The sequence below is a fragment of the Polaromonas sp. genome (assembly GCF_039932935.1).
In the GTDB taxonomy this organism is placed as follows: domain Bacteria; phylum Pseudomonadota; class Gammaproteobacteria; order Burkholderiales; family Burkholderiaceae_C; genus Polaromonas.
In genome coordinates this window covers 154,115-180,675 of sequence record NZ_JBDTPB010000145.1, presented here as the reverse complement: position 1 = coordinate 180,675, position 26,561 = coordinate 154,115, and the positions used below count along the sequence as shown (strand labels likewise).

The 26,561-nt window shown below is 60.4% G+C and carries 31 protein-coding genes and 1 tRNA gene; 22 read left to right on the top strand and 10 right to left on the bottom strand.

The window, feature by feature from the left end:
- Nucleotides 1-11: 11 nt before the first annotated feature.
- The 11 genes from ABI546_RS22590 (at nt 12) to ABI546_RS22540 (ending at nt 6,746) form a co-directional block, all read left to right on the top strand.
- Entirely contained in the window at nt 12-1,040 is a 1,029-nt protein-coding gene (locus ABI546_RS22590) for a phage Gp37/Gp68 family protein (RefSeq protein ID WP_348050457.1), read from the top strand.
- Entirely contained in the window at nt 1,037-2,152 is a 1,116-nt protein-coding gene (locus ABI546_RS22585) for an ATP-dependent RecD-like DNA helicase (RefSeq protein WP_348050455.1), read from the top strand. The genes ABI546_RS22590 and ABI546_RS22585 overlap by 4 nt, the downstream gene beginning before the upstream one ends.
- Before the next feature lie 115 nt (nt 2,153-2,267).
- A complete protein-coding gene (locus ABI546_RS22580) occupies nt 2,268-2,477 on the top strand; it encodes a hypothetical protein (RefSeq protein ID WP_348050453.1) in 210 nt (69 codons plus the stop codon).
- Nucleotides 2,474-3,112, top strand: coding sequence for a hypothetical protein (locus tag ABI546_RS22575; protein WP_348050451.1), 639 nt, complete (start codon nt 2,474-2,476; stop codon nt 3,110-3,112). Before ABI546_RS22580 ends, ABI546_RS22575 begins: the two co-directional genes overlap by 4 nt.
- The gene (locus tag ABI546_RS22570) at nt 3,109-3,897 is read left to right on the top strand and encodes a hypothetical protein (RefSeq protein ID WP_348050449.1); all 789 of its coding nucleotides are present in this window, start codon (nt 3,109-3,111) and stop codon (nt 3,895-3,897) included. The genes ABI546_RS22575 and ABI546_RS22570 overlap by 4 nt, the downstream gene beginning before the upstream one ends.
- Nucleotides 3,898-3,899: 2 nt before the next feature.
- Nucleotides 3,900-4,181, top strand: coding sequence for an ASCH domain-containing protein (locus tag ABI546_RS22565; RefSeq protein ID WP_348050447.1), 282 nt, complete (start codon nt 3,900-3,902; stop codon nt 4,179-4,181).
- Entirely contained in the window at nt 4,178-4,486 is a 309-nt protein-coding gene (locus ABI546_RS22560; RefSeq protein ID WP_348050445.1) for a hypothetical protein, read from the top strand. The genes ABI546_RS22565 and ABI546_RS22560 overlap by 4 nt, the downstream gene beginning before the upstream one ends.
- Nucleotides 4,483-4,710: a hypothetical protein gene (locus ABI546_RS22555; protein WP_348050443.1), complete on the top strand. Its 228-nt coding sequence runs from the start codon at nt 4,483-4,485 to the stop codon at nt 4,708-4,710. The genes ABI546_RS22560 and ABI546_RS22555 overlap by 4 nt, the downstream gene beginning before the upstream one ends.
- The gene (locus tag ABI546_RS22550) at nt 4,710-4,979 is read left to right on the top strand and encodes a hypothetical protein (RefSeq protein ID WP_348050441.1); all 270 of its coding nucleotides are present in this window, start codon (nt 4,710-4,712) and stop codon (nt 4,977-4,979) included. The genes ABI546_RS22555 and ABI546_RS22550 overlap by 1 nt, the downstream gene beginning before the upstream one ends.
- Before the next feature lie 10 nt (nt 4,980-4,989).
- Entirely contained in the window at nt 4,990-6,153 is a 1,164-nt protein-coding gene (locus ABI546_RS22545; protein ID WP_348050439.1) for a tyrosine-type recombinase/integrase, read from the top strand.
- The gene (locus ABI546_RS22540) at nt 6,153-6,746 is read left to right on the top strand and encodes a hypothetical protein (protein ID WP_348050437.1); all 594 of its coding nucleotides are present in this window, start codon (nt 6,153-6,155) and stop codon (nt 6,744-6,746) included. Before ABI546_RS22545 ends, ABI546_RS22540 begins: the two co-directional genes overlap by 1 nt.
- A gap of 98 nt (nt 6,747-6,844) precedes the next feature.
- Here the strand turns inward: ABI546_RS22540 and ABI546_RS22535 are convergent.
- Nucleotides 6,845-6,920, bottom strand: a tRNA-Asn gene (locus ABI546_RS22535).
- A gap of 298 nt (nt 6,921-7,218) precedes the next feature.
- Here ABI546_RS22535 and aat point away from each other — a divergent pair.
- The 3 genes from aat to ABI546_RS22520 are packed head-to-tail and all read left to right on the top strand — an operon-like array spanning nt 7,219 to nt 9,578.
- Nucleotides 7,219-7,995 (top strand): leucyl/phenylalanyl-tRNA--protein transferase, encoded by a 777-nt coding sequence (gene aat, locus ABI546_RS22530; protein ID WP_348050435.1) that lies wholly within the window; start codon nt 7,219-7,221, stop codon nt 7,993-7,995.
- Nucleotides 7,992-8,762 carry an arginyltransferase gene (locus ABI546_RS22525; protein ID WP_348050433.1) on the top strand — a complete coding sequence of 257 codons (771 nt, stop codon included), beginning with the start codon at nt 7,992-7,994 and terminating at the stop codon, nt 8,760-8,762. The genes aat and ABI546_RS22525 overlap by 4 nt, the downstream gene beginning before the upstream one ends.
- Nucleotides 8,763-8,798: 36 nt before the next feature.
- Nucleotides 8,799-9,578 carry an IclR family transcriptional regulator gene (locus tag ABI546_RS22520; RefSeq protein ID WP_348050431.1) on the top strand — a complete coding sequence of 260 codons (780 nt, stop codon included), beginning with the start codon at nt 8,799-8,801 and terminating at the stop codon, nt 9,576-9,578.
- A gap of 74 nt (nt 9,579-9,652) precedes the next feature.
- On the opposite strand, the gene pbpG is transcribed toward ABI546_RS22520, so the two are convergent.
- From pbpG to pssA, 4 genes are all read right to left on the bottom strand, one after another.
- Entirely contained in the window at nt 9,653-10,717 is a 1,065-nt protein-coding gene (gene pbpG / locus ABI546_RS22515; protein WP_348050429.1) for a D-alanyl-D-alanine endopeptidase, read from the bottom strand.
- A 204-nt stretch (nt 10,718-10,921) separates the two neighbouring features.
- Nucleotides 10,922-12,460 carry a 2-isopropylmalate synthase gene (locus tag ABI546_RS22510; protein ID WP_348050427.1) on the bottom strand — a complete coding sequence of 513 codons (1,539 nt, stop codon included), beginning with the start codon at nt 12,458-12,460 and terminating at the stop codon, nt 10,922-10,924.
- Nucleotides 12,461-12,480: 20 nt separating this feature from the next.
- Nucleotides 12,481-14,181: a 2-isopropylmalate synthase gene (gene leuA, locus ABI546_RS22505; RefSeq protein WP_348050425.1), complete on the bottom strand. Its 1,701-nt coding sequence runs from the start codon at nt 14,179-14,181 to the stop codon at nt 12,481-12,483.
- Between the two features lie 161 nt (nt 14,182-14,342).
- The gene (gene pssA / locus ABI546_RS22500) at nt 14,343-15,155 is read right to left on the bottom strand and encodes a CDP-diacylglycerol--serine O-phosphatidyltransferase (RefSeq protein WP_348050424.1); all 813 of its coding nucleotides are present in this window, start codon (nt 15,153-15,155) and stop codon (nt 14,343-14,345) included.
- A 57-nt stretch (nt 15,156-15,212) separates the two neighbouring features.
- Between pssA and ABI546_RS22495 the strand changes: the two genes are divergently transcribed.
- Nucleotides 15,213-15,413, top strand: coding sequence for a hypothetical protein (locus ABI546_RS22495; protein WP_348050423.1), 201 nt, complete (start codon nt 15,213-15,215; stop codon nt 15,411-15,413).
- Here ABI546_RS22495 and ilvC read toward each other — a convergent pair.
- From ilvC to ABI546_RS22480, 3 genes are all read right to left on the bottom strand, one after another.
- Complete coding sequence (gene ilvC, locus ABI546_RS22490) at nt 15,398-16,414, bottom strand: ketol-acid reductoisomerase (RefSeq protein ID WP_348050421.1); 1,017 nt, start codon at nt 16,412-16,414, stop codon at nt 15,398-15,400. The genes ABI546_RS22495 and ilvC overlap by 16 nt on opposite strands.
- 127 nt (nt 16,415-16,541) lie before the next feature.
- Nucleotides 16,542-17,033: an acetolactate synthase small subunit gene (gene ilvN / locus ABI546_RS22485; RefSeq protein ID WP_011483239.1), complete on the bottom strand. Its 492-nt coding sequence runs from the start codon at nt 17,031-17,033 to the stop codon at nt 16,542-16,544.
- Between the two features lie 110 nt (nt 17,034-17,143).
- A complete protein-coding gene (locus ABI546_RS22480; RefSeq protein ID WP_348050418.1) occupies nt 17,144-18,928 on the bottom strand; it encodes an acetolactate synthase 3 catalytic subunit in 1,785 nt (594 codons plus the stop codon).
- 336 nt (nt 18,929-19,264) lie between these two features.
- Between ABI546_RS22480 and ABI546_RS22475 the strand changes: the two genes are divergently transcribed.
- The 6 genes from ABI546_RS22475 (at nt 19,265) to ABI546_RS22450 (ending at nt 22,739) form a co-directional block, all read left to right on the top strand.
- Complete coding sequence (locus tag ABI546_RS22475) at nt 19,265-19,831, top strand: RNA polymerase sigma factor (protein ID WP_348050416.1); 567 nt, start codon at nt 19,265-19,267, stop codon at nt 19,829-19,831.
- Nucleotides 19,828-20,274 (top strand): DUF3619 family protein, encoded by a 447-nt coding sequence (locus ABI546_RS22470; RefSeq protein ID WP_348050414.1) that lies wholly within the window; start codon nt 19,828-19,830, stop codon nt 20,272-20,274. The genes ABI546_RS22475 and ABI546_RS22470 overlap by 4 nt, the downstream gene beginning before the upstream one ends.
- A gap of 53 nt (nt 20,275-20,327) precedes the next feature.
- Complete coding sequence (locus tag ABI546_RS22465) at nt 20,328-21,011, top strand: DUF3106 domain-containing protein (RefSeq protein ID WP_348050678.1); 684 nt, start codon at nt 20,328-20,330, stop codon at nt 21,009-21,011.
- 108 nt (nt 21,012-21,119) lie between these two features.
- Nucleotides 21,120-21,635 (top strand): RDD family protein, encoded by a 516-nt coding sequence (locus tag ABI546_RS22460; protein WP_348050676.1) that lies wholly within the window; start codon nt 21,120-21,122, stop codon nt 21,633-21,635.
- A 46-nt stretch (nt 21,636-21,681) separates the two neighbouring features.
- Nucleotides 21,682-22,122 (top strand): diacylglycerol kinase, encoded by a 441-nt coding sequence (locus ABI546_RS22455; protein WP_348050412.1) that lies wholly within the window; start codon nt 21,682-21,684, stop codon nt 22,120-22,122.
- Nucleotides 22,119-22,739: a TIGR00730 family Rossman fold protein gene (locus ABI546_RS22450; protein ID WP_348050410.1), complete on the top strand. Its 621-nt coding sequence runs from the start codon at nt 22,119-22,121 to the stop codon at nt 22,737-22,739. The genes ABI546_RS22455 and ABI546_RS22450 overlap by 4 nt, the downstream gene beginning before the upstream one ends.
- A 158-nt stretch (nt 22,740-22,897) precedes the next feature.
- Here ABI546_RS22450 and ABI546_RS22445 read toward each other — a convergent pair whose 3' ends face one another.
- Complete coding sequence (locus tag ABI546_RS22445) at nt 22,898-23,236, bottom strand: P-II family nitrogen regulator (protein WP_007869659.1); 339 nt, start codon at nt 23,234-23,236, stop codon at nt 22,898-22,900.
- Nucleotides 23,237-23,393: 157 nt separating this feature from the next.
- Nucleotides 23,394-25,082: an NAD+ synthase gene (locus ABI546_RS22440; protein ID WP_348050408.1), complete on the bottom strand. Its 1,689-nt coding sequence runs from the start codon at nt 25,080-25,082 to the stop codon at nt 23,394-23,396.
- A gap of 24 nt (nt 25,083-25,106) precedes the next feature.
- On the opposite strand from ABI546_RS22440, the gene ABI546_RS22435 reads away from it, so the two are divergent.
- Nucleotides 25,107-26,441, top strand: a complete 1,335-nt coding sequence (locus tag ABI546_RS22435) for a GNAT family N-acetyltransferase (protein ID WP_348050406.1) — start codon at nt 25,107-25,109, stop codon at nt 26,439-26,441.
- Nucleotides 26,442-26,561: the final 120 nt, after the last annotated feature.

Genomic DNA, 26,561 nt, shown 5'->3' with positions numbered 1-26,561 from the left:
AAAGTCACAGTATGAGCGAAAACACAAAAATCGAGTGGGCAGACCACACCTTCAACCCATGGACTGGCTGCACGAAGGTCAGCACGGCCGCAACGGGTGGAGGTGGCTGCGACCACTGCTACGCCGAATCATGGTCCAAGCGAGCTGGCGACAAAGTGGGCAAATGGGGCCCGGGCGCACCGCGCGTGCGCACCACGGCCGGTAACTGGAGGCAACCGCTGAAGTGGAACGACGCGCATGCCGAGTTCTTCGCCCAGCACGGCCGCCGCCAGCGGGTCTTCTGCGCCAGCTTGGCCGACGTGTTCGACAACGAGGTCGATCCTCAGTGGCGCAGGGACCTTTTCCGTCTGATCTCCGACACCCCGAATCTCGACTGGCTAGTGTTGACAAAGCGCATTGGCAACGTGATTCCCATGATGCGGGCGATCATCGACATCCGCGACCCGCTTCCCTCCAATGTCTGGCTGGGCGCCACCATCGTCAATCAGGCCGAGGCCGACCGAGACATTCCCAAGCTGCTGGCCACGCCGGCGGCAAAGCGATTCCTGAGCATGGAGCCACTGTTGGGGCCGGTGGACCTGGTGCTGCGCCAGAAGAATGGCGACCTGCAGGACGCTTTGAGTGGGCAATGGCTGCGCAATGTGACCCCAGCGGATCTGGCGCGCGGAGCCTCGATACATATGGGCGACGGTCCACGCCTGGACTGGGTCATCGCCGGCGGCGAAAGCGGCCCGGGCGCGCGGCCATCGCATCCTGACTGGTACCGAGCTCTGCGCGACCAGTGTGCAGCGGCTGCGGTGCCCTTTCTATTTAAACAATGGGGCGAGTGGGGGCCCACGTGGCTCGAATCGCACAGCCACCTCCCAACGCTCGCACCACTAGATCCGGCCGGCGAGAAAGCCATCGCAGGAACCACCGTCATCAGTGGCTACTACGAAGACGGCCGCGCACATCAAGAGTTGCTTCCCGTGGTCAAGCTAGGTAAGAAAGCCGCCGGCCGCCTGCTGGACGGCACCGAACACAACGGATTCCCATCATGAGCACAGTACTCGACTGGTCGCCCCAGCAGGATGCAGCCTTGCACGCGGTCAAGGCCTGGATAGCCATGCCGAAGAAGACACGCCCGCAGGTCTTCCACCTTTTCGGTTATGCCGGTACCGGCAAAACCACCCTGGCCAAAGAAATCGCGGCCATGGTCAAGGGCGACGTGCTATTCATGTGCTTCACCGGAAAGGCCGCGCTGGTGCTCAAGAAAAAGGGCTGTGATGGCGCGAGCACGATCCACAGCGCTATCTACAAAACCAAGCAGGACGAGCGCACCGGAACGCACAAATTCAGGCTGAACAAAGACAGTCCGGTTCGTGGTGCCGCCCTGGTGATCGTCGACGAGGTTTCAATGGTCGACGGCACCGTGGGCAAAGACCTGCTGTCGTTCAACACGCCCATTCTGGTGCTGGGCGATCCGTTCCAGCTGCCGCCCATCCGGGGTGAAGGTTTCTTCGACACGCCGAAGCCCGAGGTACTGCTGACCGAGATCCACCGCCAGGCGAAGGACAACCCCATCATCCGGCTGTCGATGGACGTGCGCAACGGCATGCGCCTGAAGCCCGGGCAGTACGGCACCAGTCGCATCATCCAGCGTGCGGACGTGGACGGCGAAGAAGTGTTGAAAGCTGACCAGGTGCTGGTGGGAATGAACAAGACCCGTCAGGGCTACAACCGTCGCATTCGCCAGCTCAAGGAGTTCGAGGACCGTTTCCCGGTGATGGGTGACCGTCTGGTGTGCCTGCGCAACAACCACGAGAAGGGCCTGCTCAATGGCTCCCTCTGGAAACCGACCAAGTTGGGCGACTCGGGTGACTTCATCGACCTGCGCGTGGAGTCGCTAGACGATGACGCCTGCCCGGAGGTTGACGTCAACATCCCGCGCCAATTCTTTCTCGGAACCGAGCAGGATCTCGACTGGCGCATCAAGCGCGAGAACGATGAGTTCACCTTTGGCTGGGCGCTGACTGGCCACAAGGCACAGGGCAGCCAGTGGGACAACGTCTTCGTCGTCGACGAGAGCGCGGTGTTCAAGGAAAACGCCGCACGCTGGCAGTACACCGCGATCACTCGCGCGGCGGAGCGCGTCACCGTGCTGATCGACTGACCATCATGACCAACTACGGACCGCAGCTAGACCCACGCATGGCTATCTTTAATTCAACTTGCGATGGGGCCGGGGTAGTAGCCGGGCGGTTCACCTTTTCAGAACTGAGGACCACATGACGCTCTGGGCCATCAAAGTTACCCCGATCCATGGTCGGGGCAGGCAATGGATTGACTACACCACAGTCAGCCAGCTCCAGAAAGACGCCTGGAAGAAATTCTCCGGCGAACACGTTGCCGAGGCGTGGCTTGCAGAGATTGCACAGCGCCGGCGCAGGGGCCTGCTGCGCGCGGTCAAGGTGACCGTGCAGGAGGTTCAGGCATGAACCCGACGAACTACCCTTTAACCTGGCCGGTGGGCTGGAAACGCACTCCCGGCCACCGCCGGGAAGCCGGCCGGTTTTCAACCAAGGACTATGGTCGCGCTTCGGAGGCCATCACAGTCGCAGGCGCGGTTGATCGCCTGTTGGCAGAGCTGCTGCGCATGGCTGTCGGCCAAGACGACGTGATCATCAGCTCGAACGTGCAGCCAACACTGACCGGGCGTCCGCGCAGCGGCGAGCGCAAGCCCACCGACCCGGGCGTGGCCGTCTACTGGCGCGACATGGGTAAAGACAGGTGCATGGCAATTGACCGCTACAGCGACGTTGCCCAGAACATCGCTGCGCTGGCGGCCACCATCGAAGCCATGCGCGCCATTGAGCGACACGGCGGTGCCGCCATTCTGGACAGGGCCTTTACCGGATTCACCGCCCTGCCTGCGCCCATCGTGGCCGGCATGAAGCGCCCTTGGCGGGAAGTCTTCGACTATGGGTTTGGCAAGGTCGAGCGCGCTCTGATCGACAAGCGCTACCGCCAGTTGGCCAGCCAGTACCACACGGACCGCCCAGACGGTGACCACGACAAGATGGCCGAGCTGAACGTGGCGCGGGATGAAGCGCTGCAGGAGGTATCCCCATGATTCCGAGCCTTTCAAGCGATGCTGGCTCTGTCGGCATCCTCAACGTCGGCGACGGTGACACCAAGCTGTCGTTCGACCCTAAAAACCCGGCTGAACGGATCCGGGCAGCGCGCATCGTGCGCGACATGATCCGCCGCCTCCGGAAGTTGTCGCGGGAGCGCGGTGACTGGGCGGGTATCCCCATGCCGCTGGCCGGCGAGCAGCTCGTGGTGGAGCCGAACTATCCGAAGGCGCTTGAGCTGATGGCAATGGGCAAGCCCGAGCGCGACGAAGACGACGGCTGTGTGGAGGTGAACACCTGGTACAGCAGCAGTCGCCGTTGTGACGTCGTGGTGTTCCGCGACGCGTCAGGCGCCCTGACGTGGGGCGCCAAGCCCGCGTTTCATTCGCTGGCCTTTGCCATGTCCACCCTCAACTGCGCCGACGCCTGGGGCATCGAGCAGGAAAGCAATGCCGTACACATGCTGGGCACGCTGGTGAGCCACCGGCAGTTCAAGCAGTACATGCTGACCGGCACGTTCATCGAGTCCAGCAAGCGCTCCGGGGTGTACTACCTGTTCCGGCGCCTGAAGCCCACTGTGGCGATTCGCGCCGAGGGAGCCAAGAGCACGATCCTGTGCGCGCTGTGCATGCACCCCATCGCCTACTACGCCCGTTCATGGGCCGGCGCGATGACGCCAACCGATGACGTTGTGGCCCATCTCATGATGATGCGCGGAGACGAAGCCATGTTTTGGCGCCGGTCGACGCAGCATCCTGCCTGGCGCCCGGAAGCGGGACTGTGATCATGGGAAGTACCCTGTACCTGCCCGTGAAGGCCGTCTACTTCCATGCCATCGCTGCGGGCACCAAGACAGAGGAATACCGGCTGGTGACACCCTACTGGCGCAAGCGGCTGGTGCATCGCCTGTACGACACCTTGGTGCTCACGCTGGGCTACCCCCAGCGACTGGACGCGAAGAAGCGCATAGAGCTGCCCTACTGCGGCTACGTCATCAAGACGATCACGCATCCCCACTTCGGCCCAGCGGCGGTAACCGTTTTCGCCATCAACGTGAGCAAACCATGAGCGCGCCGATCCGAGTTTGCTGGATCGCCAACGCGTACTGCACGCACAGCTGCGCGAGTGGCCCATGCCAGCGAGCTGAAGGCTTCACCACGACAGCCGGAACCTCTGGGGCTGTGATGCCGAACCTCGACGAGCTGACAAAGGCGCTGGAGCGCCTGCGCGGTCTTAAGCCGACCAAATGGGTGCTGATGTCGCCCGAGGGTCGGGTCTGGGCCGACGCCGACCCGATGCTGCTGGCTGCTGTCCTGGGCGTGGAAAGCGGAAAGTTCGGCCTGCGCTCAGATGCCGAAAGGGAAGCCGGATGACCACCGCCGCCTTCAACCGCACCGCAGGGCCCATCGCGCGCGCCCTCAATGCCGTCAAGTCTGTGCACTGCGCGCCGCCGACCTACAAGCCGGTGCACGACGTCACCAGCACAACGCCCTGCCCCCTTTGCAAGGGAACCATCCACTACACCGTGCGGGCCAGCGATGGGCTCAGTACCGGCCGCTGCCGTACCAGCCGTGGCTGCTTGTCCTGGAGCGAATGATGGCAGCACCGTGGGTCGATGAATCGGTGCTCAGTGAGCTGTGCCCCAAGCTGAAGCAAAAAGCCGCCAAAGTGCGTCGATTGCGCGACATGGGCCTGACCGTCATCGAGGCCACTGACGGTACGCCAAAGGTGCTGCAGGCGAACCTGGACCGGATTTTCGGCGGCGTCGAGCAGGCGGTCCAGTTTGCCCATGCGGTCGAAGCTGGTCCAGCGCCGAAAGCCAACCGTGCCGGCCTGCGCGCCATCATGGGCGGAAAGCGGGCGTAATATGGCGACCATGGGCAGGAGACGAAAAGATCAGGACAGCGGGCTCGAAAAGCGCGTTTACCCGAAAAACGGGGCGTTTCACTACGTCCACCGCGATGGCCGCTGGGAGCGCCTTAGCGCTGACAAGGAAGAGGCCAACCGCAAGGCCAAGGTTTACAACGACCCCGACAGCCTGCACGGCACCCTGGTGTACTGGCTGGACCAGTTCCTTATTGATTGCGAGCGCCGCGTCGCCCTGAAGTCCACCGTCAAGGGCATCAAGCTGGCCCAGCGCACTTATGAGGACTACAAGGCCGCCATCGTCGGCACACCCCCCAGGCCCGGCAGGAACGGCAAACCAGACACCCCGGCGAAGCCGGGCCCTCTGCGGGTTTACTTCGCGCCGCCGATCACCCCGCTGGACGTGGGCCCGGACATGGTGCAGGACTTCCTCGACGACTGCGCCGAGTTGGGCAACGCCGTACAGGGAAACCGGTTCAAGGCCTGCCTGTCGGCCGCCTTCAGCTGGATCCTGCGCAATAAGCACTGCCCCGGCCTGCAAATCAATCCTTGCATGCAGCGCAGTGGCGTCAAGCCCAACCCAGAGTCGAAGCGCCAGCGCTACGTCACCCACGAGGAATATAACCAGGTCTACGTGGTGGCGACACGCGCCGAGCGCTTGCTGATGGAACTGACCTACCGGACCCTGCAGCGGCCGGAAAGCGACATCGTCCTTTGGGACGACACCGTGATAGCGACCGAGGGTGGAAAGCGCTTTCTGGTGTTCGAGCAGCACAAGACGCAAACCCGGATGAAGATTGCCTTCAGCGCGGAACTGGATCTGCTGCTGCCCAAGCCTGACGGCAAGGTGCGCCGGCTGCGGGCGCCGCTGGTGGCCACCTTGAAGGGCGAAAAGTACACGTACGACGGGATTTCATCCATGCTGCGCCGGTCAATCGAGACGGCCAACGTGCGCCGGAAGGCCCGCGGCCAAGCTCCCATGGAGTCGTTCGGTTTCCGGGACCTGAAGGGAAAGGGCGCCACGGACATGTATTACCTGGCCAAGATCCCGCTGGCCGAGATTCAGCAGCTGCTGGGCCACGCCAACCAGACGATGACAGAAACCTATATCAAACAGCGCTGGCGTGAGACCGCCGCGCCCAACATGGTGGTCATGGGAATACGGGAGGGCTGATGAAAACTGAAAATACTTTAGAGGCGGGGATCCGCACACCTGAAATGGTGAATTTCGAGGTCGAGGTGTGGAAGGCGCAACTTTCGTACAGCGCCTCACAGAACGCCGAGATGCTGAAGGCTGTGCTGGAAACAGGCCAAACGGCACTTAAAAGCGCTCTGCTGATAAACGGCGGGGCCGCGGCTGCATTGCTGGCCTTGTTCGCAGACTGGCTGAAGACGGCGCCATCTGCACAATCGATCCATTTGCTAACGCCATTAGGCGAGGCTTGGCTGATGTTCATGTGGGGACTGGGGGCGGCCGGCGTCGCCACCGCAACAAGATACCTCTCGCAGGGTTTCTACAAGCTTGAAGCTGATAGCACCGTCGCGCGTACAACAAAAATTTGGCATCGTTGCGCTGTGGCATTCGTCGTGCTGGCCGTCCTGTGCGGAGCAAGCTCCTATGCGCTATTTTTTGTGGCTACGCACAAGGTGTATTCCGCGCTTGGCACCACAGTCAAACGATCAGAGCCGATCGCGGATGGGGGCCCGATCGGACAACCAATAACCGCAGCTTCAGCGGCAATTCGACCTGTCTCGGCCCCGAAGTAAATCACTGGATATTGGACAGCTGTCTAATAAAACGTCTAAAAGTAGAAAAGCCCACTATCAAAACGATAGCGGGCTCTTCAATGCCAGTACGGCTTATATGGCTCCTCAACCTGGGCTCGAACCAGGGACCTACGGATTAACAGTCCGGCGCTCTACCAACTGAGCTATTGAGGAATACAGCCTAAGATTATAGCGTCAATTTTCCAGCTTTTAAGGCTGCGGTAGTCGCCTCGCCCCACCGTCTTTGTGTCGTAACGGAGAGCGGTAGTCGAGCCACCAGAGCTTCAATGACCTATTCACCCTGTAGCCCTTTCCCATCGAGCGCAAGCAGCTATTAAATTCATAGCAATCGATGTACCCTTCGTGGTTGCGGTGTGTCTCGGCCTGCTCACCACAATCTGCTCGGCTACCATGTGCGCATGCCCTTCATGGTCGATTGTTTGAATGGCTTCATGCCGAGGCGCTTTTAGGCATGGAAGCACTGCCGCGCCCGGTGCCCTGGCTTGCCGCCGGGGAGCGCTTCCCGCCGCTTGGTGAGGCATGGGGACCCCATGACCCGGCGCCGGGCCTGCTGGCGGCCGGCGCCGCTCTGGATGTTCCTACCTTGGTCGAAGCGTACTCACAAGGTATTTTCCCCTGGTACAGCCTGGGCCAGCCGGCACTTTGGTGGAGCCCCAACCCCCGCATGGTGCTTCAGACGCGCAACTTCAAACTGCACCGGTCGCTACGGAAAACCCTGGCTCACTTTCAGGATCAGCCCCGCTGCGAAATCAGGTTTGACAGCGCGTTTGAACGCGTCATCGGCGCTTGTGCGGCCCAACCGCGCGCAGGTCAGCCCGGCACCTGGATTGTTCCTGACATGGTGCAGGCTTACATCGGCCTTCATCGTGCGGGCCATGCGCACAGCGTGGAAACCTGGATCGACGGAGAACTTGCGGGCGGGCTGTATTGCGTCAACCTGGGGCTCATGGTGTTCGGCGAGTCCATGTTTGCGCACCAGACCGATGCGTCCAAGATCGCGCTGTCGGCGCTGGTGGCGTTTTGCCGTGCGCACGATATCTCCATGATCGACTGCCAGCAAAATACCCGGCATCTGGCGTCCCTGGGCGCGGCAGAAATCGGCCGGCCAGAATTTGCCGCCCACCTTGAAAAAAGCGTGCATAAAACGGGGCCCGGCTGGCGCTTTGAGCCCGTATACTGGAATCAGATACTGACGACGGGAACGAAGGGAACCCTGGACCTACCGTGACACATCTCAAAGACCTGCCCCTGCACACCTTGCAGTTCTACGCAACGGCGCCCTACCCATGCAGCTATCTGCCGGGCAAACAGGCCCGCTCGCAGGTTGCCACACCCAGTCACCTCATTCACAACGACGCCTATTCGGACCTGGTGACCAACGGATTCCGGCGCAGCGGCATGTTCACGTACCGCCCTTACTGCGACGGATGCCAGGCTTGTGTCCCGCTGCGGGTGCCCGTGGGCAGCTTCAGCCCCAACAACAGCCAGCGCCGCGCCTGGAAGCGCCACCAGACGCTGCAGGCCCGCATTCTTAAACTTTGCTTCATGCCGGAGCATTACCAGCTTTATCTGCGCTACCAGAACGGTCGCCATGCGGGTGGTGGTATGGACCATGACAGCATCGACCAGTACACGCAGTTCCTGTTGCAAAGCCGCGTGAACTCGCGCCTTGTGGAGTTTCGCGAGAGCCTGCCTAACGGCGAGCCTGGTGCGCTGAAGATGGTGTCCATTCTGGATGTGCTGGAAGACGGCATTTCCGCGGTCTACACCTTTTATGAGCCGGATGGCCGCGCAAGCTACGGCAACTACAGCGTGCTTTGGCAGATCGAGCAGGCCAGGCGTCTGGATCTGCCCTATGTCTACCTCGGTTATTGGATCGCCGAGAGCCCCAAAATGAACTACAAGGCGGGGTTCAGGCCCCACGAGGTGCTGATCGATGGGCAGTGGACGGTTTCACAGGGGCCAGCGCCTGACAACTTGCCTGACACCACTTGAATTTCACAGGGTAAAATTTGCAGAGAAAGCCTGCACATGAAAAAGCCCGACTCTGCCCTCCCCGCCACGCCGACCGTTCAGGTCATCGAAAGGATGTTCACGCTGCTGGAAATCCTGGCGAATCGCGAAGAAGCGCTGTCGCTCAAGGAAATCAGCGAGAAATCGGGACTTCACCCCTCCACGGCACACCGCATTTTGAATGATCTGGCCACCGGCCGTTTTGTGGATCGTCCGGCGGCGGGCAGCTACCGGCTGGGCATGCGCCTGCTGGAGCTGGGCAACCTGGTCAAGGCACGCCTCGACGTCCGCGATGCAGCGCTATTGCCGATGCGGGAGCTGCACAAGCTCACCCAGCAACCGGTCAACCTGAGCATGCGCCAGGGCGACGAAATCGTGTACGTGGAACGCGCCTACAGCGAGCGCTCCGGCATGCAGGTGGTGCGCGCCATCGGTGGCCGCGCGCCGCTGCATTTGACGTCAGTGGGCAAACTGTTCCTGGCGTTTGACGACCCGCAACGCCTGCGCACCTATGCAACGCGTACCGGGCTTCCCGGACAAACGCGCAACAGCATCACCCAATTGCCGATTCTGGAGCGCGAGCTTTCCAAAGCGCGCCAATACGGCATTGCGCGCGATAACGAGGAACTGGAACTGGGAGTGCGCTGCATGGCCGCAGGCATTTACGATGACCAGAACAAGCTGATAGCGGGCTTGTCGATTTCGGCCCCGGCTGACCGGTTGGACGAACACTGGTTGCCCAAGCTGCAGGCGACTGCGAATGAGATTTCAGCCGCGCTGGGCTATAAACCCAAGTAAAAAGAGGCTGCAGCCCAATCAGGACGTGCGCAAGCAGCTATAAATACGATAGCAGGCGGCGCCGCGGGGAAGAGTCAGCCGTTCACCTGCTTGATAGAAGTGCTGACGTTCACTTTGGGTTCGGCGACAGGGTTCGACTCTACCCAGCGGCGTACACGCTCGGCATCACCCAGACGGCTCAGCTTGCCGGCGGAATCCAGGAACACCATGATCAGCTTGCGGCCTGCAATTTTGGTCTGCATGACCAGGCACTGGCCAGCTTCAGAGATATAACCGGTTTTTTGCAGGCCGATATCCCACTCCGGGTTCTTCACCAAACGATTCGTGTTGTTGTATTGCAGCGTACGGCGACCGACAGCAACCTGGTAACCCGTGGACGTGGAGAGTTCCCGCAGCATAGGGTCGCCGTGTGCGGCGTTGACCAGCGTGGCAAGGTCTTGCGCGCTGGACTGGTTGCGGCTGGACAGGCCTGTGGGCTCCACATAACTGGTATCGGTCATGCCCAGCATTTTTGCCTTGGCGTTCATCAGGCTCACAAAGGTGCCCATACCGCCGGGATAGGTACGGCCCAGCGCGTGCGCTGCACGGTTCTCGCTGGACATCAACGCCAGGTGCAGCAGCTCACCGCGCGTGAGCGTGGTGCCAACCTTGAGGCGCGAGCTGCTTCCCTTTTCGGTGTCCACGTCGTCCTGGGTGACGGTGATCAGTTCATCCATCGGCAATTTGGCGCCACTGACGATCACACCGGTCATCAGCTTGGTCAGCGACGCTATTGGCAACACGGCGTGATCGTTTTTGCTGAAGAGCACTTCACGTGTGTCCTGGTCGATCACCAATGCGACGCTGGATTTAAGTTCCAGAGGATCTTGCGAGCCGTGCAAACCGGCAATCTGGCCGAAGGATGGTTTAGCCGGAATGGAAGCTCGAATGATGCTTCTGCGTTTTGTACTTGCAACAAAACGTACGCTCTTGCGCGTGGAAATAACTTTTTTGGAAGCCGCCGTCCTGGAAGAGGCGTGCTGCTTTTTGACAATGGTGTTTTTGGCGGTTGCCGCATTCGCGGCTGGCACTGCAAAGGCGGCGATCAGGGCCATGAATCCAACGATTTTTAATGCGCGATTGAAAATCAGATGAGACATGGTGGTATTGCCCGCGGTGGAATGCAATGAATGGGATGGCTGGAGTGTATACAAATAGAAAAAGTCACGCAATATCAAAAACTTGCGTGACTTTCCTAAAAATGCGCTGACCTGTGATCGATTTAACGATTTAAATTGCTATTTGCAGCAAGAGACAACCTTAAGTCATTGAATATAAAGGATATTTTCCTTTGACTTGTTACATTATCCTTGCGCGGCCACCCGGTCAGCTTTACTCTGGAGTTTGTTCAACGCACTGAGGTAGGCCTTCGCTGACGCCACCACGATGTCGGGGTCAGCGCCGGTGCCGTTGACGACGCGCCCACTGTTTTGCAAGCGCACTGTGACCTCGCCCTGGCTTTCGGTGGAACCGCTGATGGCGTTGACTGAGTAAAGGACCATTTCCGCACCGCTCTTCACGAGTGATTCAATCGCCTTGAGGGAAGCATCGACCGGGCCGTTGCCGTCTGATTCGCCTTTGACCTCCTTGCCTGCCACGGTAAAAACAATGTGGGCCTGGGGTCGTTCACCGGTTTCGCTGTGCTGCGACAACGAGACAAAACCGTACTGGTCATTGCTGTGCGAAGCGCTTTCGTCGCTCACCAGCGCCAGAATGTCTTCGTCAAAAATTTCGCTCTTGCGGTCTGCGAGTTCCTTGAACTTGGCGAACGCATTGTTGGTGTCGGCCTCGCTTTCCATGGAAACGCCCAGCTCCTGCAGACGCTGCTTGAATGCATTGCGTCCGCTAAGTTTTCCCAGCACGATCTTGTTGGCGCTCCAGCCCACGTCTTCAGCACGCATGATTTCATAGGTGTCGCGCGCCTTGAGCACGCCGTCCTGGTGAATGCCCGAAGCATGCGCAAACGCATTGGCGCCGACCACGGCCTTGTTCGGTTGCACGACAAATCCGGTGGTCTGACTCACCATGCGGCTGGTGGCAAGAATGTGTTTTGCGTCAATCCCCAGGTCAAGACCAAAATAGTCTTTACGGGTTTTGACCGCCATCACGATTTCTTCCAGCGAGCAATTGCCGGCGCGTTCACCCAAACCATTGATGGTGCACTCGACCTGCCGCGCGCCGCCGATCTTCACACCAGCCAGGGAGTTCGCCACGGCCATGCCCAGGTCGTTGTGGCAGTGCACGGACCAAACCGCCTTGTCGCTGTTGGGAATGCGCTCGCGCAGGTCCTTGATGAAATTGCCGTAGAGCTCCGGAATCGCATAACCCACGGTGTCGGGCACGTTGATGGTCGTGGCGCCCTCATTGATCACCGCCTCCAGTACACGGCACAAAAAGTCCGGGTCGGAGCGATAGCCGTCCTCGGGGCTGAACTCGATGTCGGCCATCAGGTTGCGCGCAAAGCGCACCGAAAGCTTGGCCTGTTCGAACACCTGGTCCGGTGTCATGCGCAGCTTCTTTTCCATGTGCAGCGCACTGGTGGCTAAAAAGAGATGCAGGCGGCCCGACTTGGCAGGTTTCAGGGCTTCCGCGGCGCGCGAGATGTCGCGGTCGTTGGCACGTGCCAGGGAGCAAATGGTCGAGTCCTTGACGACCTCCGCAATCGCTTTAACGCATTCAAAATCGCCATTGGAACTGGCGGCGAAGCCGGCTTCAATCACGTCGACCTTGAGGCGCTCCAGCTGGCGGGCAATTCGCAGCTTTTCGTCTTTGGTCATGGAGGCACCGGGCGATTGTTCGCCATCGCGCAAAGTGGTGTCGAAAATGATGAGTTTGTCGGTCATGGGGAACTCCTGAAAAATTCTTAGGTAGACGATGCCAAGGCGGTGCAAGCCGTATTTTCGCCTGAAGCCTTGCGCACCCGGGCGCGCTGCCATCCGGACAGAATGGCCTTCAGCGAAGCGGAGACGATATTCGCGTCCATCCCGACGCCGAACACCGTGTAGCGCTCGTCGATGCGAAGCTCCAGATAAGCCACCGCGCGCGCGTCGGCGCCAGAGCCAAGCGCATGCTCATGGTAGTCCAGCACGCGCACCGTGCAGCCCAGCGCGGCATTCAGGCCGTTCACAAAGGCCTCAATCGGCCCGGCCCCCTGCCCGGCGATCTCGCGCGTCTGGCCACCCAGTTGCACCTGCGCAGTCAAGGCCACACAGCCGCCGGATACGGTTTGCTGCACCTGGGGTGCGGCGATTCCGGCCACCGCGTACTCGGCTTCAAACAGCTGCCACAAATCCTGCGCAGTCAGCTCCTTGCCGGCGCTGTCCATCACGGCCTGCACCGCCTGGCTGAATTCGATCTGCAGGCGGCGCGGCAATTCGAGGCCATATTCGCTTTCGAGCAGATACGCGATGCCGCCCTTGCCCGACTGACTGTTGACGCGAATCACCGCTTCATAGCTGCGCCCCAGATCTTTGGGGTCGATGGGCAAGTAGGGAACAGCCCAGGCGGCGCCTTCTTTTTGTACCGCGAAGGCTTTTTTGATGGCGTCCTGGTGGGTACCGGAAAACGAGGTGTACACCAGCTCGCCGACATAGGGGTGACGCGGATGCACCGGCAACTGGTTGCAGTGCTCCACGGTCCGGCGGATCTCATCGATGCTGGAGAAGTCAAGCTCAGGCGGCACGCCCTGGGTATACAGATTCAGCGCCACGTTGACGATGTCAAGATTGCCGGTGCGCTCGCCGTTGCCAAACAGACAGCCTTCAACCCGCTGCGCACCGGCCATCAACGCCAGTTCGGCGGCCGCAACGCCGGTGCCCCGATCATTGTGCGGGTGCACCGACAGCACCACTGCGTCGCGCCGTGCAATGTGCCGATGCATCCATTCGATCATGTCGGCAAAAACGTTAGGCGTCGAATGCTCTACCGTGGTGGGCAGGTTGATGATGCACGGGTGCTCGGCCGTAGGCTTCCAGACCTCGGTGACGGCATCGACCACACGCCGCGAAAACGCCAGCTCGGTCCCTGAAAAATGCTCCGGCGAATACTGGAAAGTCCAGCGCGTCGTGGGCTGGGCGCGGGCCAGGTCCTGGATCAGCCGCGCATGGCTGGTGGCCAATTCCACAATCTGGTCCGGGCTCATGCCCAGGACGACCTCACGCATCACTGGAGAGGTGGCGTTATACAGGTGCACGATCACTCGTTTAGCGCCGGCCACGGCTTCCATCGTGCGGCGTATCAACGGCTCTTTGGCCGGCGTCATGACCTGCAAGGTGACATCGTCGGGAACCAGGTCGTTGTCAATCAGGTGACGCACAAAATCAAATTCGACTTGCGACGCAGCGGGAAAACCGACCTCGATCTCCTTGAAGCCAATCCGCAGCAATTGCCCGTACATCCGCAGTTTGCGAGCCATGTCCATAGGCTCAATCAGCGCCTGGTTGCCGTCACGCAGGTCGGTGCTGAGCCAGACAGGCGCTTGCGTCAGAACGGCGTCGGGCCAGGTCCGGTCGCGCAAGGCAATGGGTGCGAAGGCGGGATACTTGCTGGCGGGTTGCTTCAACATGGTTTTCCTCTCAATCAAAAACCAGCAACCCAAAGAAAAACGGCCCGTTGCTGGTGCAAACGGGCCGTTGAATCAGGTGTACGCGTGCGCTACCGTCTCCGCCCGTTGGCAGATAGCAGTAGTGCTAGCGAAATTTTTTTCATCGGGTCAATGTACCACAATTACTTGTGGAGTCCGCGTTCATCAGGTTCGTCGGTCGACGTGGAGATGACGCTGGTCTGCTGGCCCTTGGCCTTGCGCCAGCCGTACAGCACGTAACCGGAGAGGCCATAGAGCACAAACAACCCGAACATCACGGTGGGCGGATGAATGTTGATGACGGCAATGCCCAATGCGATCAGCACAATCGCCGCAAACGGCACGCTGCGCTTCATTTGCACGTCCTTAAAGCTGTAGAACGGCACATTGGTGACCATGGTCAAACCTGCATACAAAGTCAGGCCGAAGGTAATCCACCGCACTTCAAGTCCGCTGATACCCGCATCCGTCATCAGCCAGATAAATCCCGCCACCAGGGCAGCTGCTGCCGGCGATGGCAGACCCTGGAAGAAACGCTTGTCGACCACCGCGGTGTTCACATTGAAGCGCGCCAACCGCAGCGCCGCGCATGCGCAATACACGAAAGCACCTATCCAGCCCCAGCGGCCCAGGCTGGTCAAGGCCCAGACGTAGGCAATCAAGGCAGGTGCAGCACCGAAAGACACCATGTCAGAGAGCGAATCCATCTGCTCGCCAAACGCACTTTGGGTGTTGGTCATGCGGGCGACGCGGCCGTCCAGGCTATCGAGAATCATGGCGCAAAACACGCCTATGGCGGCTTGGTCAAAGCGCCCGTTCATGGCCATCACGATGGCGTAAAAGCCACCAAACAAGGCGGCCAGCGTGAATAAATTGGGCAATATATAAATGCCCTTGCGACGCTTGCGTATCACCACCGCTTCGGTGGGCAACGCCGAATCTTCACCATCATGCATAAAACACTCCTGAGGCACAACTGGTGCGCGCAAACAGCTATCAATTTCATAGCACCCATGGATGCCATCCAAAAGCCGGACTTTCCTCTGCGGAGCAAAGCCATCGACTCGAGCCCCAAGGATACCAAGGTCAGTCTGCTCAACCCTCAACATCCGACCTGTCCAGCATGCACTGAACAGAAAAAAAGCCGCGCAGGACCTTTGCGCGGCTTTTTGCAGGACAAAGCCCTGACGGGCTTCGATCAGTTGCGGGTCTGATCGACCAGCTTGTTTTTGGCGATCCAGGGCATCATGGCGCGCAGCTTTTCGCCCACGATCTCGATCTGGTGCTCCGAATTCAGGCGGCGGCGGCTCAACAGGGTTGGCGCGCCGGCCTGGTTTTCGAGCAAGAAGCTCTTGGCGTATTCGCCGGTCTGAATGTCTTTCAGGCACTTGCGCATCGCGTCCTTCGTGGCCGAAGTCACGATGTTCGGGCCCGTCACGTATTCGCCGTACTCAGCGTTGTTCGAGATCGAGTAGTTCATGTTGGCGATGCCGCCTTCATAAATCAGGTCGACGATCAGCTTGAGCTCGTGCAGGCATTCGAAGTAAGCCATTTCAGGGGCGTAACCGGCCTCCACCAGCGTTTCGAAGCCGGCCTTGATCAGCTCGACAGTGCCGCCGCACAGAACGGCCTGTTCGCCGAACAGGTCGGTTTCGGTTTCTTCGCGGAAGTTGGTTTCAATGATGCCGGCCTTGCCGCCACCGTTGGCCATGGCATAGCTCAGGGCCAGGTCCCGGGCCTTGCCGGACTTGTCCTGGTGCACGGCGACCAGGTGAGGCACACCGCCACCCTGGGCGTAGGTGTTGCGCACCGTGTGGCCAGGGGCCTTCGGGGCGACCATCCAGACGTCGAGGTCGGCGCGTGGAATCACGGCTCCGTAGTGCACGTTGAAACCGTGGGCAAACACCAGGGAAGCGCCCTGCTTGATATGGGGAGCTACGTCGTTCTTGTAGACCGCACCGATTTGTTCGTCGGGCAACAGAATCATGACCACGTCAGCGGCTTTGACCGCGTCGGCGACTTCAGCGACCTTGAGGCCGGCTTTTTCGACCTTGGGCCACGAAGCGCCGCCTTTGCGCAGGCCGACAACCACTTTCACGCCGCTGTCGTTCAGATTTTGCGCGTGGGCATGGCCCTGGCTGCCGTAGCCGATGATGGCGACTGTCTTGCCCTTGATCAGGCTCAAATCACAATCTTTGTCGTAAAAAACTTTCATTTTTCTCTCCAGAATAGGTATTGGCGAAAATGCCCTTCGACAGGCTCAGGGCGAACGGTAAACGCATATCGCCACTCAAAATCCGTTCGCGTTGAGCCTGTCGAAACGCGCGCACGGACAACTTAAATCAAACCCGCAAGATTCGCTCACCGCGGCCGATGCCGCTGGAGCCGGTTCGCACCGTCTCCAGGATCGCACTGCGGTCTATGGCTTCCAGGAAAGCATCGTTTTTGGACTGGTCGCCGGTCAGCTCGATGGTGTAGCTTTTCTCCGTCACGTCGATGATTCGCCCGCGAAATATATCAGCCATGCGCTTCATCTCTTCGCGCTCCTTGCCGACCGCGCGCACCTTGACCATCATGAGCTCGCGCTCGGTGTAGGACCCTTCGGTCAGGTCCACGACCTTGACGACTTCAATCAGGCGGTTCAGGTGTTTGGTGATCTGCTCGATGACGTCGTCGGAGCCGGTGGTCTGGATCGTCATGCGTGAAAGACTGGGGTCTTCCGTCGGAGCGACGGTGAGGCTTTCGATGTTGTAGCCGCGCGCCGAGAACAGGCCGACCACGCGGGAAAGAGCGCCCGGCTCGTTTTCCAGCAAAACTGCAATGATGTGTTTCATAAGAAGATTCCTCTTTTCGCTGCCCTCCCCTGCGCACGGTAATGCGCAGGCTCGGCAGACAATAGATTCGTCAGGGTGACGGTGAATGAATAGGTGTGGTGGCGTGAAGCTTAGAGGTCTTCCGACCCCAGCAGCATCTCGGTAATGCCCTTGCCGGCCTGCACCATCGGGAACACGTTTTCGGTGGGGTCCGTGCGGAAGTCCATGAACACCGTGCGGTCCTTGAGCTTGCGGGCTTCGCGAAGCGCCGGCTCCACGTCCTGCGGCTTTTCGATCAGCATGCCAACGTGGCCGTAGGCTTCGGCAAGCTTCACAAAATTGGGAAGTGCGTCCATGTAGCTGCTGCTGTAACGGCCCTCGTAGTCAATTTCCTGCCACTGGCGAACCATGCCCAAATAGCGGTTGTTCAGCGACACGATCTTGATCGGCGTGTTGTATTGCAGGCAGGTCGACAACTCCTGGATGCACATCTGCACCGAGCCTTCGCCCGTGATACAGAACACTTCCGAATCAGGTTTGGCCAGCTTGATGCCCATGGCATAGGGAATGCCAACGCCCATGGTGCCCAGGCCGCCCGAGTTGATCCAGCGGCGCGGCTCGTCGAACTTGTAGTACTGCGCAGCCCACATCTGGTGCTGGCCCACATCCGACGTGATATAGGTGTCCGCATCCTTGGTCAGCTTCCACAGTGTTTCAACCACGTGCTGGGGCTTGATGACGTCGCCCTTGCCCATGCTGTACTTCATGCAGTCGCGCTTGCGCCAGCCTTCAATGGTGTCCCACCAGCCGCCCAGCGCGTTGGCGTCAGGCTTGAGGCCGGACTCCTTGATCATGGCAATCAATTCGGTCAGCACATCTTTCACGTCGCCCACGATCGGGATGTCGACCTTCACGCGCTTCGAAATGCTGGATGGGTCAATGTCAATGTGGATGATCTTGCGTTCGTTCTGCGCAAAATGCTTTGGGTTGCCAATCACCCGGTCATCAAACCGGGCGCCGACCGCCAGCAACACGTCGCAATGCTGCATCGCGTTGTTGGCTTCAATCGTGCCGTGCATCCCCAGCATGCCGAGGAATTTTTTGTCGCTGGCCGGGTAGGCGCCCAGGCCCATCAAGGTGTTGGTGCAGGGATAACCCAGCATGTCGACCAGCGTGCGCAGCTCCTGTGAGGCGTTGCTGAGCAGCACGCCGCCACCGGTGTAGATGTAGGGCCGCTTGGCCGCCAGCAACAGCTGCAGGGCCTTGCGGATCTGCCCGCCATGGCCTTTGCGAACCGGGTTGTACGAGCGCATCTCAACGGTCTGCGGATAGCCGTTGTAAGGCACCTTGTTGAAGGACACGTCCTTGGGGATGTCAACGACCACGGGGCCAGGCCGGCCGCTGCGGGCGATGTGAAACGCCTTTTTCAGGGTTTCGGCCATGTGCCGCGCGTCCTTGACCAGGAAGTTGTGCTTCACGATGGGCCGGGTTATGCCGACGGTGTCGCACTCCTGGAAGGCATCCAGGCCGATCGCATGGGTAGGGACCTGTCCCGTGATGATGACCATCGGGATGCTGTCCATGTACGCCGTCGCGATACCGGTCACGGCGTTGGTGACGCCCGGGCCGGAAGTGACCAGTGCCACTCCCACTTCGCCGGTGGCGCGGGCATAGCCGTCCGCTGCGTGCACGGCCGCCTGCTCGTGGCGCACGAGGATGTGCTGGATCGAGTCCTGTTTGTAGACAGCGTCGTAAATGTGCAAGACTGCGCCGCCCGGATAACCCCACATGTACTTGACGCCTTCGGCATGAAGGGACTTCATGAGGATTTCCGCGCCGCGGAGCTCTTGGGAATTCGAATTGGTGTGTGCAGACGCAGCTGCTGCGGAAGCGATTTCCGCCTTGGAGATTTCCATGATGAACCTTTGTGAATTTCTCTAACGAAATACCTTGGGTGCCTCTTCGCCCACTCTTGTGAAGCGGCGTTGAGACTTGAGGCCAGAACCATAAGCGGAAACATAAACCGCCGAGCCGTGACCCGTTTGCCTTTTGAATTGCAAGCCGTATTATGGCATTTCGTGTTGCGCGATAACTGCACACGCTGAAAAATCACACCCGCCCAGGCCGGGATGCGATAATTTTCCAGCTGTATCCTTGGGTGACTGCCTTATTGGCCTTTCTAGAGCCACAAACCCTGCGGACACCCCCGCAAATCACCCCTGCAGCGCTGGACGAACCGGAACCCCACACCGTTGGCAACTGAACAAGAACTCTCGGATTTCCTGAAAAGCGTTGAAAAACGGGCTTTCAAGCGCAGCATCTACCACGTGCGGGATGAAGAGGCTGCCCTCGACATCGTCCAGGACAGCATGATGAAACTGGCGCAGCACTACGGCGACAAGCCTGCGGCCGAGCTGCCCATGCTGTTTCAGCGCATCCTGTCCAACACCACGCTGGACTGGTTCCGCCGGCGCAAGACCCGCAACGCGCTTTTCTCCAACATGAGCGACTTTGAATCGCAGGGAGAAGACGGAGATTTCGATCTTCTGGAAACTTTAGAGAGCCTGACCACCTCAGAGGGAACAGAGAGCGCTCAAGACGCCACGGAACGGGCTCAGATATTGCATGAGATCGAACTGCAGGTAAAGGAGTTGCCTGGCCGTCAACGGGAAGCGTTTCTGATGCGTTACTGGGAGGAAATGGATGTCGCTGAAACAGCAGCCGCCATGGGCTGTTCGGAGGGTAGTGTCAAAACACATTGTTCCCGCGCAGTTCACGCTCTCAGTAAAGCCCTGAGTGCCAAAGGTATAAAACTATGACTAACTCACTACAAAAACGCGCCGATATCCTGCAGGACCGCTTTGGTCTGAAGACTGTGTCCTACCTGTCAGCGGGTGCAGCAGACCTGCCATACGATATCTCCGAGCGCCTTCGCGCGGCACGCTTTCAAGCCTTGTCAAAACGGAAAGTAGCCAAAACACAAACCGCCACCAGCGTCATCGGTCTTGGTGCAAGCGCCGCCCTTTCCTGGGGCTCCGATGACGGCTTGAGCTGGTGGGCGCGAATTGGTTCGGTGCTGCCCCTTGTTGCGCTGGTGGTGGGCTTGCTGGCCATCAATTCCATTCAAAACGACAACCGCGCCCAGGAGCTGGCCGAAGTTGATGTGGCTTTGCTCACAGATGAGCTCCCACCTGCCGCTTTTGCCGATCCGGGTTTCGTCCAGTACCTCAAAACCACACGCCAAGCTCCTACGGCCCAATGACCGTCCCCGCAGCTTTCCGACTCCGCCCCCCTTTCGACAGCCGCTCATTGCGGGTGCGACTGCAATACCTGTCGTTCGGGCTGATGGTGGCCAGCCTGCTGGTCTGGCCCGCACTTTGCCCGGCCCAGACCACGCCCAAGCCCGCGGCCCCTGCCAGTGCAGCCGCCAAACCCCCTGCAGCGCCCCTGGCCAAAGCCGTTGTTTCCGAACCAACCTGGGCAAAACTCACGCCCATGCAGCAGCAAGCGCTCAAACCCCTGGCCTCAAGCTGGAACACCACCATCAGCGAACCGCAAAAACGCAAATGGCTTGAGATCTCAAAAAACTACGCTTCGCTTTCAACCGGAGAGCAGGCCACCATGCACAGCCGCATGAACGAATGGGTCACGCTGAGCCCCCAGCAACGGGCTCAGGCACGGCTGAACTTCGCCAGGACCAAGGAACTCTCCAAACAACTGACGCCTGAGGAAAAAAAGGCCAAGTGGGAGACTTACCAGGCCCTGAGCCCCGAAGAAAAACAGAAGCTGGCCGCCAAAGCCAGCCCCAAGCCCACCGGAGCGGCCACGGCCGTAAAACCCGTGGCGCCGCAGAAGCTGGCACCCGTTCCACCACATCAGGCCAAGGCAGCCAGCAAACCTGCCTTTAAAATCGCTCCTTCGCCCCCGGTAGTAGCCGTTCCCGCAGCCTTGCCTGCAAGCGGCGCCGCCGGCGGTCCGGGCGCCACGCCACAGCGTTAAGCGCCGTCGGCGCGCTGCCGGGCCCAACTCATTGGCCCGCTCTGCTGCAGCCCCCTGCCAGCGAGCATTTATAGCGACACACACGTGACAGCCACCGACACCCCTCAAATACCATCCATTCCCCGGCGCATGGCTTGCTGGATGTACGAAGGCATGTTGATGTTCGGCGTGGTTTTTCTGGCCGGCTACCTTTTCAGCACGCTGAGCCAAACCCGCAATGCGCTGGACAACCGCCATGCGCTCCAGGCGTTTGTGTTTGTGATTTTTGGCATCTACTTCGTCTGGTTCTGGGCCAAAGGCCAGACCCTGGCCATGAAAACCTGGAACATCCGTGTGGTTGACGTCCACGGTGCAGCGATTACCCAAAAACGCGCGCTTCTGCGTTACGCGTTGAGCTGGTGCTGGTTTCTGCCGCCCCTGGCCATAAGCTGGGCATTGGCGCTGTCGGGTCGCGAAGGCGCCGTGCTGACGCTGGGATGGGTTGCCATCTGGGCCATCCTCGCGCGCTTTCATCCGCAGAAGCAGTTCTGGCATGACGCGTGGGCGGGCACCCGCTTGATCACCTGGGTAGCCCCCGAAAAACCGGGCCGCAAGGGCAAACGCAAGGCTCTTGCCAGCGACTGATCAGCCCCAACATCAATGTGCCATAAAGCTGCGCGACAATCGCTTCATGTCCGAACAAGTTCCGTTTCCCGCGTCCGTGTCAGCCCCAGACGCCACAGCTGACAATGAGCCCGTCAACCCACAAAAAAACCGCAAAGGCCTGAGCCGCGTCTGGCACGCCACCGGTTACTCCATGGCCGGCCTGCGTGCGGGATGGCATGAGACCGCTTTCCGCCAGGAGGCAATCGCATCAATTGTGCTGGTCCCAGCGGCTTTCTGGCTTGGCCGCAGCTGGGTCGAAACGGTGCTCCTGGCCGGCACCGTCATCCTCATCCTGATCGTCGAACTGCTCAACACCGGTATCGAAACAGCCATCGACCGCATCGGGCCTGAGTGGCACGACCTGTCCAAACGCGCCAAAGACATGGGCAGCGCCGCAGTCCTGCTCAGCCTGCTGCTGTGCGCCGGCACCTGGGCGCTGGCGCTGTTTCAACGATTTTCCGCATGAACGCCGCCATCAACACCGTGACCCCTACTCCGAAACCCGCCTTCTCCCTCTGCGTTTACTGTGGATCCCGCCCCGGCAAGCAGCCTGAATTTGCAGCCATTGCCGCCCTCGTAGGGGCCTGGATTGGCAAGCGCGGCGGTCAACTGGTCTATGGCGGCGGCCGTAACGGCCTGATGGGCATCATGGCCGACGCCACATTGGCAGCGGGTGGCCGGGTTGTGGGGGTGATCCCCAAGGCACTGGTCGAAAAAGAATGGGCGCACACCGGATGCACTGAGCTCCACATCGTCGAAAACATGCATGAGCGCAAACGCATCATGGCCGAGCAAGCGGACGCGTTTTTGGCCTTGCCGGGCGGCATCGGCACGCTCGAAGAGTTCTTTGAAGTCTGGACGTGGCGCCAGCTGGGCTATCACGACAAGCCAGTGGGCCTGCTCAACATGAACGGCTACTACGACGCCCTGCTGGCGTTTCTGGCGTCATCGGTGAAAACCGGCTTTATGGATGAATGGCTGATGGACCTGATCCGCACCGGCAGCGACGCCGAATCACTGCTGGAAACGCTGGTGCAAACCGCCGGCATGGCACCCGCAGCCACCCGGCTGGATCAGATTTAATCACCCAAGAACCGTCGCGCCGCGACGGTTCCCTGCGAGCCAAGGAGGCCCCTCTCTTCTCAAGCAGGGGCCGCGGGACTGGCTCTGCCAGACCGCAGGCGCAGCGGCCCCCTCGGGGGGCAGGGAGCTACACGAAGTGAGCGACCGTGGGGGCTCTATCAGACCGCCGCTTCGTCCTCTTCCCCGGTGCGGATGCGCACCACACGCTCGACGCTCGTGATGAAAATCTTGCCGTCACCGATCTTGCCGGTGCGCGCTGCACGCACGATGGCGTCGACGCAGCGCTCGACGTCTTCGGTTTTCACCACGACCTCGACCTTGACCTTGGGCAGGAAATCAACAACGTACTCGGCGCCGCGGTACAGCTCGGTGTGCCCCTTCTGGCGGCCAAAGCCCTTGACTTCAGTGACGGTCAGGCCAGTCACGCCGCATTCGGCCAAGGCCTCACGGACTTCTTCGAGTTTGAAGGGCTTGAGAACGGCGGTAATTTGTTTCACTGAATATCTCCGTAAGTTCTAAATATCGTCAAAGCGTTGGGGAAGGCCCCTTCCCCTCTCAACCCAGCAGGGGCCGCGGGACTAGCTTAGCCAGACCGCTGGCGCAGCAGCCCCTCGGGGGGCAGCGACCCACACGCAGTGGGGGAGCGTGGGGGCCCTACTGATTAAATTTGCTGGTAATAGGATAGCGCCAATCCTTGCCAAAGCTCCTGTGGGTGACCCTGATACCCACCGGCGCCTGCCGGCGTTTGTACTCGTTGACGCGGATCAGGCGCGCCACGCGCTCGACCACCGCGCGGTCAAAGCCGGCGGCGATGATGCCCTCGGCGCTCTCGTCGTTTTCCATGTAGCGCGACAGGATGGCATCCAGGATTTCGTACGGCGGCAGGCTGTCCTGGTCGGTCTGGTCGGGCCGCAGCTCGGCGCTGGGCGGGCGCGTGATGATGCGGTCGGGAATCGGATTGAGCCCGGTGCCGTAGGGGTCGTTGGCATTGCGCCAGTGCGCCAGGCGAAACACCGTGGTTTTCAGCAAGTCCTTGATGACCGCAAAGCCCCCGGCCATATCGCCGTAGAGCGTGCAGTAGCCGGTTGCCATTTCGCTCTTGTTGCCGGTCGTCAGCACGATGGAGCCGAACTTGTTGGACAGCGCCATCAAAAACACCCCGCGAATGCGTGCCTGGATGTTTTCCTCGGTCGTGTCTTCCGGCAGGCCCTTGAACTCGCCGGCCAGCGAGGCCTTGAAGGCCTCGAACTCGGGCACGATGGAGATTTCGTCGTAGCGCACTTTGACACGCTCGGCCATCTCTCTCGCGTCAATCCACGAGATGTCTGCCGTATAGGGCGACGGCATCATCACTGCGCGCACCTTGTCAGCACCCAGCGCATCCACCGCCACCGCCAGAACCAGGGCCGAATCGATACCGCCCGAAAGGCCCAAAAGAGCGCCCGGAAAACCGTTTTTACCCAGGTAGTCGCGTACGCCCAGCACCAGCGCATCCCACAGGTCAGCCTCGTGGCTGCGCTGCGGCACCGTAGTTGCTATTAAATTAATAGCTGCTTGCGCACGTTCTGCCTGGGCTGTGAACAGATTTTCCTTAAAATTTTCGGCCCGGCCAGCCAGCGTGCCGTCGGCTTGCAGCGCAAAAGACCCGCCTTCAAACACGATCTCGTCCTGCCCGCCCACCAGGTGGGCGTAAATCAGCGGCAGCCCGGTTGCCTGCGCCCGGACCTGCATCATCTGCTCGCGTTCGCCGCCTTTGCCGACGTGAAACGGCGAGGCATTGATGACCGCCAGCAGCTCGGCACCCGCTTCTTTGGCCAGGCGCGCCGGCTCTTCAAACCAGGCGTCTTCGCAAATCAGCAGCCCTATGTTGACGGCGTCATCACCTTCCCCGGCCGGGAAGACGCAGGTGCCCTGCCCCGGCGTGAAATAGCGGCGCTCGTCAAACACCTGGTAGTTGGGCAGCTCGCGTTTGGCATAGGTCTCGATGACGCGGCCCTCGCGCAGCACCCTGGCCGCGTTGTGGCGCTGCTGCACTTCCACGCTTTTGGTGCGCAGGCCCTTGCCGTTGTCGCCGTGGGTGGGCGTGCCCACCACCACCGTCAGGCCTTTTAACCCGGCCAGCTCGCGGGCCACCCGATTCACGGCATCATCACAGGCCTGGATGAACGATGGGCGCAAAAAAAGGTCTTCGGCGGCATAGCCGCAGATGGCCAGCTCGGGCGTCAGCAGCAGCCGGGCGCCGCCCTCATAGGCCGTGCGGGCTGCGTCGATGATCTTTTGCGCATTACCCGGCATATCGCCAACGCAGTAGTTCAATTGGGCAACGCAGATTTTGAGTGGCATGTTGAAGTAAAACCCCGAAAACACGTGAAAAAGAACTCAAACGATTATGTCATTCGCGTGCTGAATTCGCCGCTGGAGGTGAACGCGGCCGAGTGGAACGCCCTGCTGCTGGCGCAACGCCCCGGCGAGCCCGCGAACCCTTTCATGCGCCACGAATACCTGTCTGCGCTGCACGAAAGCGGCAGCGCCATTCCCGCAACTGGCTGGACGCCGCGCTTTGTCACCCTCTGGCAGGGCAAGGCACTTGCAGGCGCCTGCGCGCTCTACCTCAAGGAGCATTCCTACGGTGAATACGTGTTCGACCATGCCTGGGCCAACGCCTACCAGCAGCACGGACTGGCGTACTACCCCAAGGCCGTGGTCGCCGTGCCTTTCACGCCTGTACCCGGCGCCCGCCTGCTGGCCCGCACGACTGAAGAACGCACCCTGCTGGTAAAGGCCCTGCTGGCCTGGTGCGCGGAAGAGGAGCTCTCGTCCCTGCACCTGCTATTTACCGCCGATGAAGACGTCGCCGCCTGCGAAGAAGCCGGCCTCATGCTGCGCCACACGGTCCAGTTCCATTGGACTGGAAATAAGGCCCCCACGCTCCCCACTTCGTGCGGTTCGCTGCCCCCCGAGGGGGCGCATTTCGCCTTGGGGCGGCCCGGCGGCGAAACGGGCCCAGCCACAGGCTACCGCGATTTCGACGACTTCCTGATGTCGCTCAGCCAGGAGAAGCGCAAAAAGATTCGCCAGGAGCGCCGCAAGGTCGCCGAGGCGGACATTACTTTCCGCTGGTCGCTGGGCAAAGACATCAGCAACGCCGACTGGGATTTTTTCTACCGTTGCTATGAGCGCACCTACTACGAGCATGGCAATGCGCCCTATCTCAGCCGTGACTTCTTCCAGCGCATGCAGGACACCATGCCGGAGAACTGGCTGCTGTTTGTGGCGGAGCATGGCGCCGAAGGCCAGCGCCAGCCCATTGCTACAAGTTTGATAGCTGTCAGCGCTCGTTCTGAAAGGACTGCAGGCCTGTTGGCCGAAAAAAACCAGGCTCTGGTCGCTTACGGCCGTTACTGGGGCGCGCTTGCCCGGGTGGACTGCCTGCACTTTGAAGCCTGCTACTACCAGCCGCTGCAGTGGTGCATTGAGCACGGCTACCAGCGCTTTGAAGGTGGCGCGCAGGGCGAGCACAAAATGGCCCGCGCCCTGCTGCCCGTCAAAACCACCAGTGCCCACTGGCTGGCGCATCCTTCGTTTGCCGATGCGGTCGAGCGCTTCCTGGAGCGCGAAGGCGCCGGCATCAACAACTACCTGGAAGACCTGGAGCGCCGCAGCCCGTTCAGGCAGGCTGCTGCACCACCAGCCGAGGCTTAGGCTGCGCTGATTTTGCTACTGTATTGATAGCTGTTCGCGCTCATCCAGATTGGACTGCAAGGTCTTTTCTCGTAAATTTACGATGAAGGTCACGCACAAAGAAGACCTTGTGCGGCCTGC

Coding starts and splice junctions, on each gene's coding strand:
- ABI546_RS22470 (WP_348050414.1), top strand. CDS start 19,828: ATGACTAACTCACTACAAAAACGCGCCGATATCCTGCAGGACCGCTTT.
- ABI546_RS22495 (WP_348050423.1), top strand. CDS start 15,213: ATGGATGCCATCCAAAAGCCGGACTTTCCTCTGCGGAGCAAAGCCATC.
- ABI546_RS22540 (WP_348050437.1), top strand. CDS start 6,153: ATGAAAACTGAAAATACTTTAGAGGCGGGGATCCGCACACCTGAAATG.
- ABI546_RS22545 (WP_348050439.1), top strand. CDS start 4,990: ATGGGCAGGAGACGAAAAGATCAGGACAGCGGGCTCGAAAAGCGCGTT.
- ABI546_RS22550 (WP_348050441.1), top strand. CDS start 4,710: ATGGCAGCACCGTGGGTCGATGAATCGGTGCTCAGTGAGCTGTGCCCC.
- ABI546_RS22455 (WP_348050412.1), top strand. CDS start 21,682: ATGTCCGAACAAGTTCCGTTTCCCGCGTCCGTGTCAGCCCCAGACGCC.
- ABI546_RS22560 (WP_348050445.1), top strand. CDS start 4,178: ATGAGCGCGCCGATCCGAGTTTGCTGGATCGCCAACGCGTACTGCACG.
- pbpG (WP_348050429.1), bottom strand. CDS start 10,717: ATGTCTCATCTGATTTTCAATCGCGCATTAAAAATCGTTGGATTCATG.
- ABI546_RS22450 (WP_348050410.1), top strand. CDS start 22,119: ATGAACGCCGCCATCAACACCGTGACCCCTACTCCGAAACCCGCCTTC.
- ABI546_RS22480 (WP_348050418.1), bottom strand. CDS start 18,928: ATGGAAATCTCCAAGGCGGAAATCGCTTCCGCAGCAGCTGCGTCTGCA.
- ABI546_RS22555 (WP_348050443.1), top strand. CDS start 4,483: ATGACCACCGCCGCCTTCAACCGCACCGCAGGGCCCATCGCGCGCGCC.
- ABI546_RS22575 (WP_348050451.1), top strand. CDS start 2,474: ATGAACCCGACGAACTACCCTTTAACCTGGCCGGTGGGCTGGAAACGC.
- ABI546_RS22440 (WP_348050408.1), bottom strand. CDS start 25,082: ATGCCACTCAAAATCTGCGTTGCCCAATTGAACTACTGCGTTGGCGAT.
- ABI546_RS22590 (WP_348050457.1), top strand. CDS start 12: ATGAGCGAAAACACAAAAATCGAGTGGGCAGACCACACCTTCAACCCA.
- ABI546_RS22510 (WP_348050427.1), bottom strand. CDS start 12,460: ATGACCGACAAACTCATCATTTTCGACACCACTTTGCGCGATGGCGAA.
- ilvC (WP_348050421.1), bottom strand. CDS start 16,414: ATGAAAGTTTTTTACGACAAAGATTGTGATTTGAGCCTGATCAAGGGC.
- ABI546_RS22565 (WP_348050447.1), top strand. CDS start 3,900: ATGGGAAGTACCCTGTACCTGCCCGTGAAGGCCGTCTACTTCCATGCC.
- ABI546_RS22585 (WP_348050455.1), top strand. CDS start 1,037: ATGAGCACAGTACTCGACTGGTCGCCCCAGCAGGATGCAGCCTTGCAC.
- leuA (WP_348050425.1), bottom strand. CDS start 14,181: ATGTTGAAGCAACCCGCCAGCAAGTATCCCGCCTTCGCACCCATTGCC.
- aat (WP_348050435.1), top strand. CDS start 7,219: ATGGAAGCACTGCCGCGCCCGGTGCCCTGGCTTGCCGCCGGGGAGCGC.
- ABI546_RS22520 (WP_348050431.1), top strand. CDS start 8,799: ATGAAAAAGCCCGACTCTGCCCTCCCCGCCACGCCGACCGTTCAGGTC.
- ABI546_RS22580 (WP_348050453.1), top strand. CDS start 2,268: ATGACGCTCTGGGCCATCAAAGTTACCCCGATCCATGGTCGGGGCAGG.
- pssA (WP_348050424.1), bottom strand. CDS start 15,155: ATGCATGATGGTGAAGATTCGGCGTTGCCCACCGAAGCGGTGGTGATA.
- ABI546_RS22570 (WP_348050449.1), top strand. CDS start 3,109: ATGATTCCGAGCCTTTCAAGCGATGCTGGCTCTGTCGGCATCCTCAAC.
- ilvN (WP_011483239.1), bottom strand. CDS start 17,033: ATGAAACACATCATTGCAGTTTTGCTGGAAAACGAGCCGGGCGCTCTT.